The 13,059-nt window shown below is 39.6% G+C and carries 11 protein-coding genes; 7 read left to right on the top strand and 4 right to left on the bottom strand.

Going from position 1 to position 13,059, the window contains the following annotated elements:
* Positions 1–65 precede the first annotated feature (65 nt).
* Positions 66–1,088 (top strand): UDP-glucose 4-epimerase GalE, encoded by a 1,023-nt coding sequence (galE, locus tag ACZ5L8_RS16045; protein WP_464438679.1) that lies wholly within the window; start codon positions 66–68, stop codon positions 1,086–1,088.
* Here the strand turns inward: galE and ACZ5L8_RS16050 are convergent.
* From ACZ5L8_RS16050 to galK, 3 genes are read right to left on the bottom strand one after another with little or no spacing between them, the layout of a single operon-like run.
* Positions 1,085–2,089, bottom strand: a complete 1,005-nt coding sequence (locus tag ACZ5L8_RS16050; protein ID WP_464438681.1) for a LacI family DNA-binding transcriptional regulator — start codon at positions 2,087–2,089, stop codon at positions 1,085–1,087. The genes galE and ACZ5L8_RS16050 overlap by 4 nt on opposite strands.
* 8 nt (positions 2,090–2,097) lie before the next feature.
* The gene (locus tag ACZ5L8_RS16055; RefSeq protein ID WP_464438683.1) at positions 2,098–3,135 is read right to left on the bottom strand and encodes a UDP-glucose--hexose-1-phosphate uridylyltransferase; all 1,038 of its coding nucleotides are present in this window, start codon (positions 3,133–3,135) and stop codon (positions 2,098–2,100) included.
* A 9-nt stretch (positions 3,136–3,144) separates the two neighbouring features.
* Complete coding sequence (gene galK, locus ACZ5L8_RS16060) at positions 3,145–4,311, bottom strand: galactokinase (RefSeq protein ID WP_464438685.1); 1,167 nt, start codon at positions 4,309–4,311, stop codon at positions 3,145–3,147.
* 142 nt (positions 4,312–4,453) lie between these two features.
* Between galK and ACZ5L8_RS16065 the strand changes: the two genes are divergently transcribed.
* The 3 genes from ACZ5L8_RS16065 to ACZ5L8_RS16075 are packed head-to-tail and all read left to right on the top strand — an operon-like array spanning position 4,454 to position 7,897.
* On the top strand, positions 4,454–5,158 hold the full coding sequence (locus ACZ5L8_RS16065) for an NUDIX hydrolase (protein ID WP_464438687.1): 705 nt from the start codon (positions 4,454–4,456) through the stop codon (positions 5,156–5,158).
* A gap of 57 nt (positions 5,159–5,215) precedes the next feature.
* A complete protein-coding gene (locus tag ACZ5L8_RS16070; RefSeq protein WP_464438689.1) occupies positions 5,216–6,811 on the top strand; it encodes a solute:sodium symporter family transporter in 1,596 nt (531 codons plus the stop codon).
* A 3-nt stretch (positions 6,812–6,814) separates the two neighbouring features.
* Positions 6,815–7,897 carry an aldose epimerase family protein gene (locus ACZ5L8_RS16075; RefSeq protein WP_464438691.1) on the top strand — a complete coding sequence of 361 codons (1,083 nt, stop codon included), beginning with the start codon at positions 6,815–6,817 and terminating at the stop codon, positions 7,895–7,897.
* A gap of 52 nt (positions 7,898–7,949) precedes the next feature.
* On the opposite strand, the gene ACZ5L8_RS16080 is transcribed toward ACZ5L8_RS16075, so the two are convergent.
* Positions 7,950–9,092: an acyl-CoA dehydrogenase gene (locus ACZ5L8_RS16080; protein ID WP_464438693.1), complete on the bottom strand. Its 1,143-nt coding sequence runs from the start codon at positions 9,090–9,092 to the stop codon at positions 7,950–7,952.
* 100 nt (positions 9,093–9,192) lie between these two features.
* Here ACZ5L8_RS16080 and ACZ5L8_RS16085 point away from each other — a divergent pair, with 100 nt between their 5' ends.
* The 3 genes from ACZ5L8_RS16085 to nhaB all read left to right on the top strand — a co-directional run bounded on the left by ACZ5L8_RS16085 (position 9,193) and on the right by nhaB (position 13,051).
* The gene (locus ACZ5L8_RS16085; protein ID WP_464438695.1) at positions 9,193–10,266 is read left to right on the top strand and encodes an anhydro-N-acetylmuramic acid kinase; all 1,074 of its coding nucleotides are present in this window, start codon (positions 9,193–9,195) and stop codon (positions 10,264–10,266) included.
* Between the two features lie 62 nt (positions 10,267–10,328).
* Positions 10,329–11,555, top strand: coding sequence for a Glu/Leu/Phe/Val dehydrogenase dimerization domain-containing protein (locus tag ACZ5L8_RS16090; protein ID WP_464438697.1), 1,227 nt, complete (start codon positions 10,329–10,331; stop codon positions 11,553–11,555).
* Between the two features lie 23 nt (positions 11,556–11,578).
* Positions 11,579–13,051 carry a sodium/proton antiporter NhaB gene (gene nhaB / locus ACZ5L8_RS16095; RefSeq protein WP_464438699.1) on the top strand — a complete coding sequence of 491 codons (1,473 nt, stop codon included), beginning with the start codon at positions 11,579–11,581 and terminating at the stop codon, positions 13,049–13,051.
* Positions 13,052–13,059: the final 8 nt, after the last annotated feature.

The following is a 13,059-nucleotide window of genomic DNA, read 5'->3' on the forward strand; positions in this document are numbered from 1 at the left end:
ATTGTAGAACAAAAAATGGATTACTAAATAATAAGCGTTAATTTTACGTTTATAAAATAAAATACATGAAAATTCTCGTTACCGGCGGTTTAGGGTTTATAGGATCACACACAGTTGTTGAACTTATACAGCAAAATTTTGAAGTGATCATAATAGATGATCTTTCTAATTCTTCATTAGATGTGCTTGATGGTATTGAGAAAATTACCGGTGTAAGACCAGAATTTGTGCAGATGGATCTGCGTGATAGATCAAAGGTTGAAGCATTTTTTAATACAAATCCGGTTGTGGGTGGTGTGATACATTTTGCGGCATCTAAAGCGGTAGGAGAAAGTGTTAAAAATCCTTTGTTGTATTATGAGAACAATCTTTCAACGTTAGTTTATCTGCTTAAAGAGATGGTAAATAAACCAAAATCTTATTTCATTTTTAGTTCGTCATGTACCGTTTATGGTCAGGCAGATACGCTTCCTATCACAGAGGATGCTCCTGTAAAACCAGCAGAATCACCTTATGGAAACACTAAGCAAATAGGCGAGGAGATCCTTAAAGATACCTGCAAAGTTAATGAAGGTCTTAATGTGGTTTCTTTGCGTTATTTTAATCCTATAGGTGCTCACACTTCCGTGGAAATAGGTGAGCTGCCTACAGGCGTGCCTCAAAACCTTGTACCTTTTATAACGCAAACTGCAGCTGGTCTTCGCGATGAACTTTCAGTGTTTGGGAAAGATTATCCTACAGCTGATGGAACTTGTGTAAGAGATTATATTCACGTAGTAGATTTGGCGAAAGCCCACGTAAGCGCACTGCAACGTGTGATGGAAGATAAGAACGAATCTAACTACGAAGTTTTTAACTTAGGAACTGGCAAAGGAAGCACAGTGCTTGAGGTTATAGAATCCTTTGAGCGTGTATCTGGAGAGAAGTTGCCATACAAGTTTGCACCTCGCAGAGAAGGCGATGTGATCGAAGCGTATGCAGACACTACAAGAGCAAACGAAGTGCTAGGCTGGAAAACAAAACTCGATCTTGACGAGGCAATGTCTTCAGCATGGAAGTGGGAGAAAAAAGTGAGAAATATAGATTAAAGCGAACGAGTAGATTCTCTTAAGAGAAGCTCGGTTTTAATTACTTCTTTCTTGATCTCAGACTTAGGATTTTCTAATCTGTTTATTGCAAGTTTTACAGCTTCGCGGCCCATTAGCGTTCCGCGTTGATTTACTGTAGAAAGTGACGGGCGGTGATATTGTGATAAAACACCATCTGTAAATCCTATTACACTTATATCATCAGGAATTGAAAAACCAGCGTTTATCGCACTATTTATAGATTGTACTCCGCTTAATTCGTCAACAGCAAGAATACCATCAATTGTATTTTCTTTCAGTAATTGTGTGAGCTCTTCTTTGCAATTTTCTACCGTAGATACAAATACGTTAGGGTGTAAGTTGTTTTCTTCTATGGCATCAATGAAACCTTCTTTTCGCCGTCTGGCAACAGATGTGTCGCCTATAGGGTTTACAAAAACAATATTCTTGCAACCTGTTTTAATAAGATGTTGTGTAGCATTATATGCGCCGTCGTGGTCATCAATCACGATGCTGTCGCATTCTACTTTATCACTTACACGGTCAAACATAATAAGCGGCAGATCGTAATGTAAAGTGTCGTTGAGGTGTGTGAACTCGTCTGCTAACTGCGTTTCTCGAGATACGCTTAAAAGAATAGCATCTGCGCCGGCATCGCTAAGCATCTTAAGGCTGTGTTTTTCTTTAGAGAGCGTTTCTCTACTGAGACAGGTGATGAGACTGTAGCCGTTTTTCTCGGCCTCGTCTTCAATACCTACAATAACCTTGGCAAAAAAGTTGGCTAAAATATCAGGAATGATAATTCCTAACGTTTTCGTTCTCTTATACTTTAACCCTCTTGCGAGCGCGTTAGGTCTATACTTATGCTCTCTTGCTGCTTTTTTGACAAGCTCTTTTGTAGCGTCGCTAATTTCTGGACTGTCAGCAAGTGCTTTTGAGACGGTAGATACTGAAATTCCTAGTATCTGAGCAAGACCTTTAAGCGTGATCTTATTTGCCATATTCTTATTTATTGACCAAGGTAGTGAACATTTGGCAAATTTCTTAATGTATTTGCAGCCATTTCTGCGGTTATGTCTCTTTGAGGTGTTGCGAACATCTCATAACCTACCATAAATTTCTTTACGGTTGCAGAGCGTAACAACGGCGGGTAAAAAGACATGTGGAAATGCCACTCATCATGGTCTTTACCATCTGTAGGCGCTTGATGAATACCAGCAGAATATGGAAATGAAGTTTTAAATAAATTGTCGAATTTAATCGTGGTTAGTTTTAAAACCTTGGCATAATCTGCACGTTCTTCGTCGCTAAGAGAAGATATATTTTTATGCGCTTTACGCGGAATGATCATCACCTCATATGGCCAAACTGCCCAGTAAGGTACTAATGATACAAAATGATCAGACTCGATGAGGATACGCTCTTTAGCCTCAAGTTCTTGAGCGAGATAATCACCTAGCATGCTAGATTTATTTTTATTCCAGTAGGCTAGCATGTTTTCGCTTTTCTTCGCTACTTCTTGTGGAATGCTGTTTTGAGCCCAGATCTGGCCGTGTGGATGCGGATTGCTACAGCCCATGATCGCACCTTTATTTTCAAAGATCTGCACATGATTAATATCTGCGCGACTTCCTAATTCTTTAAATTCTTTTTGCCACAGCTTAATAACATCATCAATAGCTTCTTCTTCCATCACAGGAAGCGTAAGGCTATGATTAGGCGAGAAGCAAACCACTTTACAAATACCAGCTTCAGATTCTGCTTTTAATAATCCATTTTCATACGTTTCAATAGGCACGTCTGCTTGTAAAGCGGCAAAGTCATTTGTAAAAGACCATGGCTTATCATATTGTGGATTAACGGCGCCACCGGCTCTTTCATTTCCTGGGCACAGGTAACAAGAAGGATCATAAGAAGGTCTTTCTTCTTTAACGGTTTCTTCTTCTTTTCCCTGCCAAGGGCGCTTAGTTCTGTGAGGAGAAACTAAGATCCACTCACCAGTTAATATATTGTAGCGTCTGTGAGAAGCGTTATTAAAATCGATCATTTTAAGGGTTTAAAGTATTGTTGTTCCATTTGCAGGAGCGATGGTAAATGAGGTAAGCTTAATGTCAAATTGCTCTTCATATGCTTTAGCAACTTCTTCAACGTATGCGTCAATCGCATCTTCATGAATAAGGTTGATCGTGCATCCGCCAAAACCGCCGCCCATCATGCGACAGCCCAGAATTTGTGAATTGCTCAACGAGTATTGAGTAAGAAAATCAAGTTCAGGGCAACTTACGGCATATTTATTTTGAAGGCCATCATGCGACTCATACATCAATTTCCCGAATTTCTCTAGATCACCCTTCTTTAGTGCATTACCAGCTTCTTCAACACGAAGATTTTCTTCTATGATGTATGAACAACGATTGTAGATCGTGTTTGTCATATCGTCTTTGCAGGTAGCCAACTGATCCAAAGTAGCATCGCGAAGACTTTTTACCTCAGGAAATTTCTTTTGCAGTATAGCAACACCTTCATTACACTCTTCTCTTCTTGTGTTGTATTCACTAGAGGCAAGGCTATGCTCTACATTAGTATTAAGCAGCAAAAGTGTGTAAGGAGCAATATTAAATGGTATCAACTCATGTTCTAAACTGCGGCAATCTAGTTTTATCACAGATCCATCTTTGCTCATAACAGAAGCAAATTGATCCATGATACCACATTTTGTACCTACATAGTTGTGCTCTGCCATTTGCGACAGCTTCACTATTTCAAGTTTTTCTAGACCTAGATCAAAAAGCTCATTAAGACCAGTAGCAAGACCACATTCTAAAGCTGCAGATGAACTTATGCCAGCACCCATAGGTAAATTACTGGTCATAAGGCAATCAAAACCTCCAACTACTTTTCCTAGTTTTTTGATCTCTTCGATAACACCTACAATGTATCTGGTCCATTCTGGTCCATCTACTTTAGGATCATCTATATCGTACTCAAACGATGTATTAAATGTTAAGCTTTTAACATTGCAATGTGAACGAGTACTATTTTTTTTTAAGTAAAATTTAATACTCTTTTCTACAGCAGTAGGCATAACAAAGCCGTTGTTGTAGTCAGTATGTTCACCTATAAGATTTACTCTTCCTGGGGATTTTATAACTATCTCAGCTTCAAAAGTTTCGATAACATCCATGGTTTCTCCCGCAGTTGTTTGTTGTATGGTTTTGCCCAAAATTTTAGTTCATTTTTGGTTGGCCCGAAAGATATGTTATTCAGGTTATTGGAAACAAATATATTAAACGTAAGTTTTACATTTATAAGAATTTTTTAAATATTTACAGAAAATTCCTTTGTAAGGCTTTATTTTGTGTCTTATGGCAATTAATAATCAACTAGGCGGCTATTCCCATTCTGAGAGGTTTTACCTTGCGGTAGACTGTATCATTTTTGGTTTTGACAAAGGGAAATTAAAACTTTTAGTCTTTAAAAGAGACGTTGATCCGCTTAGAGGAGAATGGTCTTTGCTAGGGAGTTTGGTCAAAGAAGACGAAAACGTTGGAGAGGCAGCTAATCGCGTATTGAACAAATTAACAGGGCTTAGCAACGTTTTTCTTAAAGAATTAAAGACCTACAGTGATGTAGATCGTGACCCGGGAGCACGATGTGTTTCAATAGCGCATTATTCGCTTATACGTTTTGAAGAAGACGTTAGACAGATGATAGAAGATCACGGTGCACACTGGTTTGAGTTTGATGACCTGCCACCGCTTATTCTGGATCATGATGATATGGTAAAAGATGCACTCGCTGCATTAAAGAATGACGCGAGAAGGAGACCTATAGGTTTTGAACTTTTGCCAGAGCAATTCACCATCCCGCAATTGCAATCGCTGTATGAAGCTATTTATGGCACGCAGCTAGATTCAAGGAATTTTAGAAAAAAGGTGCTATCCTTTGATGTGCTTGAGAAGTCTGATGATAAAGATTTTAGTACTTCAAAAAAAGGAGCTTACCTGTATAGTTTTGATGAAAATAAATACAATGAACTCGTGGCAAAAGGCTTCGACTTTGTTGTTTAATAGAGTAATAACCTAATTGTTCATTTGGCTTAAAGCCAAAAAAATAAAAATTCAATTATGACGGCAATCTTGTCTTTTTTAGGATTTACCTTACTTGTGGCCTTTGTTTCATGGTGGTCTGTAAGAAAAACTGATGAAACTTCTTCAGATGGATATTTTCTGGGTGGTCGAAGTCTTACAGCTGGCGTGATCGCAGGATCACTACTTCTTACAAACCTCTCAACTGAGCAAATCGTGGGACTTAATGGTAGTGCTTATAAAGACGGGCTTTCCGTTATGGCTTGGGAGACGCTAGCCGCTATCTCAATCGTTGTCACAGCGATTTTCTTGCTGCCCAGATATTTAAAAAGTGGACTTACGACGGTTCCGCAGTTCTTGGCAGAACGTTTTGACACGACTACTAAAACGATAACTTCAATATTATTCTTATCGGGTTACGTAATTGTATTGCTTCCTGTAATTCTTTATTCGGGTTCTGTTGCTGTAAGCGGTATGTTTGATATTCCTCAAAAGCTTGGTGTTTCTGATACCACGGCACTGGTGATCTGTATCTGGGGTATTGGTATTATCGGTTCGATCTATGCCGTTTTTGGCGGTCTTAAAGCAGTTGCGGTTTCTGATAGTATCAACGCGATAGGGCTAATCGTAGGTGGAGTTTTAATTCCTGTTTTTGGTCTTATGGCTATCGGTGATGGCGGAGTGCTTAATGGTCTTGAGACACTTGTAGATGCAAATCCAGAGCGTTTTGATTCAACGGGTGAGCCAGGTCAAGAAGTTCCTTTTGCAACCATTTTTACAGGAATGATGCTTGTACAGATGTTCTACTGGGGTACAAACCAGCAGATCATTCAGCGTGCGCTAGGAGCAAAAAGTCTTGCCGAAGGTCAAAAAGGGCTTTTGCTTGCTTCTTTCCTTAAAATATTAGGTCCTGTAATTCTTGTCCTTCCAGGAATGATCGCTTTCTATATGGAAGCAACTGGTAAACTAGAAGTAGGTATTGCAGATCAAGCGTATCCTTCACTTGTGCGAGAAGTGTTGCCACTTCCATTAGTAGGTTTCTTTGCGGCAGTACTTTTTGGAGCCATCCTTAGCTCATTTAATAGTGTATTGAATAGCTCAGTTACGCTGTTTGGTATAGATATTTACAAACAACACATCAACAAAGATGCTAGCGAAAAAACTGTTGTAAAATACGGTAAGATCTTTGGTGTTTGTCTTGCGCTTGCGGCAATGTTTATTGCACCGCTTATCGCAAATGCAGGAAGTTTATTCAACTATCTTCAGGAGATTAACGGTATTTATAGTATCCCGATTTTCACGATCATTGTTGTGGGTTACGCTACAAAACGTGTTCCTGCGATCGCTGCAAAAATCGGTATCATTTCAGGTTCTGCGCTTTACATTTTGAGCCAGTTTGTGATGAAGCCTTACTTTGGTGAGGAGAACTATCCGCATTACTTGCACGTGATGGCTATCCTTTTCGTGCTAAACATCATAATCATGTTGATCATTGGTAAGATTCGCCCTCGTGAAACACCGTTTGAATTGACATATACTAAGAAGGTAGATATTCAACCATATAAATATTTAAAACCAGTTGGTTTACTAATTTGCTTAATAGTTGTAGGTATTTATGTCTATTTTGCAAAATAAAAAGTGAGTCAACATTTATATAAAAAACACATTGATCCGCAGGACTTCCAGACAACAATAGATGGGATCCCTGCGGATCTTTTTATTCTCAAAAATGCTAACGGACTAGAAGTTGTTTTCTCAAACTGGGGGCAGCGTTTGGTGTGCTTGTTCACTCCAGATAAGCATGGTGATTTTGAGGACATTGTGCTAGGCTACAAAACGCTAGACGAGTATCGCAACATCCAGGCAAATTATCTAGGGGCGACCATTGGCAGGTATGGCAATCGTATCGCAAATGGTAAATTCACAATAGACGGTAAAGAGTTTACGCTTGCGCGAAATAACGGCTCAAACAATCTCCATGGCGGAAATGTGGGCTTTGACTCTGTGATGTGGCAAGCAAGGCAGATTTCTGAAAATGCAGTTGAGTTCAGTAGAATTTCGCCAGACGGCGAAGAAGGTTTTCCTGGGAATTTAGAGGTGAAAGTAAAATATACGCTCACTGAAGAAAATGAGCTTGTGATAGATTACACCGCCACAACTGACGCCGCAACACATGTAAATCTTACGCATCATTCATTTTTTAATCTTAAAGGTGAATCAAACGGTGAAGTGATGGATCATCAATATATGATCAATGCAGATGCGATCACAGCCGTTGATGAAAATCTTATCCCAAAAGAAATAATGCCAGTTGATGGTTCATGTTTTGATCTGCGATCTCTGCAGCAATTGAATGATTACATGAATCCTGAGAATGACCAAATACAATTAGGTCATGGTTATGATCATAATTTTGTTCTAAACAGCGAGCCAAAAAACAAAACCGGATTGCCATTTGCAGCAAAAGTGACTGAGCCAGAAAATGGTAGAACAATTGAAGTTTATACTAATGAACCTGGGATGCAATTGTACACTTCAAATTGGTTAGACGGTAAAAATATAGGTAAGAATGGCAAAGCTCATGCGGCGCGCACAGCATTTTGTTTAGAAACCCAGCATTATCCAGATTCGCCTAACCAGCCGCAATTTCCTTCAACGTTGTTGAGGCCCGGAGAAAAATATCATTCGGTTTGTGTGTATAAATTTGGAATTGAAGCATAAAAAAATCCCTCGTCTGTGACGAGGGATTTTTGTTTTGGGCGTGACCCAAAAATTAATCTTGAGTGATCGCTCGTGAAATCACTATTTTCTGAATTTCAGAAGTTCCCTCATAGATCTGTGTAATCTTTGCATCGCGCATCAAACGCTCTACGTGATATTCTTTTACATAGCCGTTTCCGCCGTGAATTTGCACAGCTTCAATTGAAGAATCCATCGCGACTTTAGAGGCATACAATTTTGCCATAGCGCTGCTGGTGTCATAATTATTGCCTTGATCTTTGTCCCAAGCGGCTTTCATCACAAGGTGACGCGCAGCTTCGATCTCTGTGTACATGTCAGCAAGTTTAAAAGCGATGGCTTGATGCTGATGAATGGGCTTGCCAAAGGCTTCACGCTCTTTGCTATATTTTAGCGCAAGCTCATAAGATCCGCTTGCGATACCAAGTGCCTGAGCAGCGATCCCGATACGTCCGCCAGAAAGTGTTTTCATAGCAAACTTAAACCCGAAACCGTCTTCGCCTATGCGATTTTCTTTAGGGACTTTTACATCATTAAAGATCAAAGAATGTGTGTCGCTTCCGCGAATTCCTAGTTTGTCTTCCTTTGGGCCAACCTCAAAACCTTCCCAGTCTTTTTCAACTATAAAAGCATTGATGCCGCGATGTTTTTTCTCTTTATCGGTTTGTGCGATCACAAGATAATAGTCTGCATTGCCGCCGTTTGTGATCCAGTTTTTAGTACCATTTAAGATGTAATGATCGCCTTTATCAATTGCAGTTGTGCGTTGAGAAGTCGCGTCACTACCAGCTTCTGGTTCGCTAAGGCAAAATGCGCCCAGCTTTTCTCCAGAGGCTAACTTGGTAAGATATTTTTGTTTTTGTTCTTCGTTCCCGTACGCATTAAGACCGTAACAAACCAGTGAGTTGTTTACAGAAACGATCACAGATGCAGACGCATCAATTTTTGATAATTCTTCCATGACAAGCACGTATGAGATCGTATCCATACCGCCGCCGCCATATTCTGTGGGTGTCATCATCCCCAGAAAACCCATTTCGCCCATTTTTCTAATAAGCTCTTTTGGGAATTTTTGCTCAGCATCACGTTCTATAACTCCCGGTAGAAGTTCGTTTTTTGCAAACTCACGCGCTGCATCACGAATCATTATATGTTCTTCGCTTAAACTAAAGTCCATGTGCAATTTTTATTATATTGTCAAAATTTTCGTGTAAAGATACTTGTTTACGATAACGTTTTCAATAGATCTTTTTTTATTTTAATAAAACAATAATATTATGAGCGTTTCATCTTATCGTATTCTGGGTGTAATGAGTGGGACTTCTGTAGATGGTATTGATTTCGCTTACGCGGAATTTACTCATGACAAATCCTGGAAATTTAAAATTCATGCTGCTGAGACTGTACCATATTCTGAAGAATGGGAAACCGAATTAAAAGAAGGTATTAACCTTGAAAAAGATAAGCTTGAAGACTTGAATAAGCGTTACACACAATTGCTAGGAAGCGAGATCAAAGCGTTTATTGAAAGAAACAAAATCACCGATCTTGACGGCGTAGCTTCTCACGGCCATACGATCTTGCATCAGCCAGAAAAAGGATTTACGCTGCAAATAGGTAATCTTCCTGCGATCTCAACGCTATGTGGAGAACGTGTGATCTGTGATTTTAGAGTGCAAGATGTTGAACTAGGAGGTCAAGGAGCGCCATTGGTTCCTGTGGGAGATCAGGAGCTTTTTAAAGATTATGATTTCTGTGTGAATCTGGGCGGTTTTGCGAATGTTTCGTTTGAAAAAGAGCAGAAAAGACTCGCTTTTGACATTTGCCCCGTGAATATCGTTCTTAATAGATACGCAGAAAAATTAGGTAAGAAATACGATAAAAGCGGTGAGATCGCTGCAACTTCAGAGAATAACAAAGAGTTGTTGTATGCATTGAATAAACTAGACTTTTACAGACAATCATATCCTAAATCTCTAGGTTTAGAATGGGTACTTTCAGATGTGTTGCCGCTTATAGAAGAATTTAAGCTGGCTCCAGAGGTTGTGATCGCTACGTTTACTGAGCATGCTGCTTTTCAGATCTCGATCGCTTTGGGGAAAGCCTTAAAAAAAGAAGCGCCATCTATTTTAATCACCGGCGGCGGAGCATACAATACGCACCTTATCAATAGAATTAAAGCATTATCAAAAATGGAAGTAGAGGTGCCATCGCCTGAACTTGTGGAATATAAAGAAGCATTGGTTTTCGGGTTAATGGGTGCCTTGCGGCTAAAAAATGAAATAAATGTGCTCGCCAGTGTGACGGGCGCAAAAAAGGATCATTCTTCTGGAGTGATTTTTACATCTTAAAATAACATTGAATTTATAGGGAAAAGACCCTAATCATTTATATTTGTCAGACTACAGTTTTTATGAAAGAATTACTGCAACGTTACGAGAATAAAGAGCCTGAGATCGTTTTTCATTGGAACGATCCCGAGACTGAGGCAGAAGGATGGACGGTTATAAACTCATTGCGAGGTGGAGCTGCCGGTGGCGGTACGCGTATGCGCAAAGGTTTAGACCGCAATGAGGTGCTTTCGCTTGCAAAAACCATGGAGGTGAAGTTTACCGTTAGCGGCCCAGCGATAGGCGGAGCAAAAAGCGGGATAAATTTTGATCCTAACGATCCCCGAAAAAAAGGAGTGTTAGAGCGCTGGTATGCAGCGGTGTCGCCCTTGCTTAAAAGTTATTATGGAACCGGTGGCGATCTCAATGTAGACGAGATCCATGAGGTTATCCCAATTACTGAAGAAAGCGGCGTATGGCATCCGCAAGAAGGGGTTTTTAACGGACACTTTAAACCTACCGAGGCAGATAAGATCAATAGAATAGGTCAACTGCGTCAAGGAGTGATCAAGGTGATCGAGAATCCTAATTTCTCACCAGATGTTTCAAGAAAATACACCGTGGCAGACATGATCACGGGTTATGGAGTTTCAGAAGCGGTGAGACATTATTATGAGATCTTTGGCGGAAGCCTAGAAAACAAAACCGCGATCATACAAGGTTTTGGTAACGTGGGATCTGCTGCAGCGTATTATCTTGCACAAAGTGGTGTGAAGATCATTGGGATCATTGATGCTGCGGGTGGATTGATCAATGAAGACGGTTTTAGCTTTGAGGAAGTAAAGAACCTATTTTTAGATAAAAAGGGTAATAGCCTTTCGGCGAAAAGTTTGATGCCATTTGACGAGATCAACGAAAAGATCTGGAAATTGAATGCAGATATTTTTGCACCATGCGCGGCATCTAGATTAATCACACGCGATCAGATAGAAAGTTTGATAGAACACGGTCTTGAAGTCGTATCTTGTGGCGCAAATGTGCCATTTGCAGATCGTGAGATTTTCTTTGGCCCTATAATGGAAGAAACGGATGAGCGTGTGGCGCTTATTCCAGATTTTATTTCAAATTGTGGTATGGCAAGAGTATTTGCCTATTTTATGGAGCGTCGTGTGCAGATGACAGATGAAGCCATTTTTAATGACACTTCGCAAACCATAAGAAACGCTATTATGAACACATATGAGCATAATAGCGGAAACAGAAAAATTAGTAAAACGGCCTTTGAATTGGCTCTTAAACAATTGATATAGATTACAATTAAATAGCAACAACTATGCTTAAATATTTCTTAGGGCCCAGCCCGCTTTGGTTCAAGTATACCATGATAGGTTTCTTGATTTTTAATGTTATTAGTTTCTTTCTTCTTGGACCACACATCACTGCGTGGATCTTTATTGGTGAGTTTATTTTTACTCTTGCCATGGCCTTAAAATGCTACCCATTACAATCTGGTGGTATTTTAGCGCTAGAAGTCTTAATTCTGGGCTTAACCACACCAGAAGCCGTCTTTGAAGAAGTAGATGCAAACCTTGAGGTAGTTTTGCTATTAGTGTTCATGGTTGCTGGTATTTACTTTATGAAACCCATGCTCATGTATGTGTTTAGTAAAGCGTTTACTAAGGTCAAATCTAAGGTCGTACTCTCGCTCATATTTGTGTTCTTGGGTGCTGTGCTTTCGGCATTCTTAGATGCATTAACAGTAACAGCGGTATTGATCAGTGTAGCTGTAGGTTTTTATGGTGTTTACCACAAGATCGCTAGTAGTGCAACTGCAGATTATGATGATGATCTTAAACTTGATAGAAAACAATTAAGTGGTGAGACGCTAGAGCAGTTTCGTAGTTTCTTGAGAAGTTTGATCATGCATGGTGTTGTAGGTACGGCACTAGGTGGAGTTTGTACTTTAGTAGGTGAGCCACAAAACTTATTGATAGGTGAGAAGATGAGTTGGGAATTTGTTGAGTTCTTCCAGCGTATGGCGCCTATTACCATTCCTGTATTGATCTGTGGATTGCTTACCACTGTAATTCTTGAAAAAGCTAAGATCTTTGGTTTTGGAGATAAATTACCAGATGTAGCGCGTAAGATCATAGAAGGTTATACTGAAGAGCAAGACGAGAAGAGAACCCCTAAGGAGAAATTTGGTCTTATTATTCAAGGTATTTCTGCGATTTTATTGATCGCATCATTAGCATTGCACTTGGCTCCAGTAGGTATTATTGGTCTTTTCCTTATTGTGGTTCAAACTGCATTTATGGGAATTACAGAAGAACATGCTTTAGGTAAGGCTTTTGAAGAAGCACTTCCATTTACAGCATTACTTGTTGTTTTCTTTATCATCGTAGCGATGATCCATGAGCAACACTTATTTACTCCTATTATTGATTATGTATTAGCGATGGATCCTTCGGTGCAGCCGTCTATGTTCTATTTAGCTAACGGTATTCTTTCAATGATCAGTGATAACGTATTTGTGGCAACCGTTTATATTAACGAAGTACAAGGTGCATTTGATAAGGGTGTTATTACTAAGGAGCAGTATAATCATTTGGCTGTAGCCATAAACACAGGAACAAATTTACCTAGTGTTGCTACTCCTAATGGTCAGGCAGCATTCTTATTCTTATTGACATCATCACTTGCGCCGCTTATCAACTTATCTTACGGTAAGATGGTAAAAATGGCATTACCTTATACAATTGTATTAGGAGGTGTAGGTCTTTTATTTGTTTATCTAGTATTATAATTACCGGC

The sequence above is a fragment of the Leeuwenhoekiella obamensis genome, assembly GCF_055391795.1.